Source organism: Streptomyces niphimycinicus (assembly GCF_018883605.1).
GTDB lineage: Bacteria > Actinomycetota > Actinomycetes > Streptomycetales > Streptomycetaceae > Streptomyces > Streptomyces niphimycinicus.
On the sequence record NZ_JAHLEM010000730.1, the window covers coordinates 1 to 1,076 of the forward strand.

Annotated in this window: 1 protein-coding gene and 1 pseudogene; one reads left to right on the forward strand and one right to left on the reverse strand. The window is 76.2% G+C overall.

The genetic code is table 11. The features are described 5' to 3' along the window. Positions 1 to 466: pseudogene (locus KN815_RS41365) on the forward strand (peptidoglycan DD-metalloendopeptidase family protein); the annotation flags it as partial. A 150-nt stretch (positions 467 to 616) separates the two neighbouring features. Here the strand turns inward: KN815_RS41365 and KN815_RS41370 are convergent. Next, a partial coding sequence (locus tag KN815_RS41370; protein WP_216346933.1) for a TetR/AcrR family transcriptional regulator occupies positions 617 to 1,076 on the reverse strand: 460 nt, incomplete at its 5' end.

Here is a 1,076-nt window from a genome sequence, read left to right on the forward strand (position 1 = left end):
GGCGAGGCGGGGCGGGGAGCGGTCGTGGCCGGTCGACGGTGCGCCGGGCGCTGTGCGGCCGGCCGTGCTGAGGGGCTGGCAACCACCTCCGGCGCCCTGGGCGGCGGGGCATCGTGGGGTCGACCTCGCGGCGCGCCCGGGAGGGCGGGTGCGGGCGGCGGGCGCGGGGCGGGTGAGCTTCGTGGGCCCGGTGGCGGGCCGTGATGTGCTGGTGATCGAGGTGTCCGGGACCGGCTCCCCTCCGCTGCGGACCACCTACGAACCGGTGCGCGCCACCGTGGCCAAGGGTGAGCGGGTGGCTGCCGGGCAGGTGGTCGGGGTGGTGACGTCGGGCCCGTTCCACTGCCGGTCCGGCTGTCTGCACTGGGGGCTGCGGCGCGCGGACCGCTATCTCGATCCCCTGTCGCTGCTGCCGCCGTCGATGCTGCGGGGTGGACCCTCCCGGCTGCTTCCGGTGTTCGAGGTGCGAGGGGCTCCCACGGTCTCCGCGCTCGCCTCCCCCGCCGGGGACACCCGGCTGCCAGCCGCCGCGGCGCTGGTGGCGGCGTCCTTATGGGCCCGGATCCGGCTCGGCCGCACCTCTCGCACCCGGTGGGGTGGAAGGAACCGGTGCAGGTCAGCCCCGGACGCCGCGCAGGGCCATGGCGACGGCCGCCTCGGTGATCCGCTCAGGGTCCTCGGCCGCGCCGAGCTCGATGCGTCGGACCGCGGCGTCCACCACGCCCTGGAGCAGCACGGCCGAGAGCCGTGGCTGCTCATGTCCGAGGGTCGCGAGGGCCTCGACCACCATGGCGATCAGTCCGCCATGGGCGGCGCGGATCTTCTCCCGCGCGCCCGAGTCCAGCTCACCGGCGGAGATCGCCACCACCGCGCGGTGCCGGCGGTCGCCGACGAGCGCGAGCTGCCGCCGGACATACGCCTCGATCTTCGCCTCGGGCCCATCGGCCCGCTCCATGGCGGCCTCGACCTCGGCGGCCCAGACCGGGAAGTCGACGGCGCACAGCTCCTCGACCACGGCGGCGCGGGAGCGGAAGTACTCATAGACGGAGGACCGCGCGAGTCCCGTGCGCTCGGCG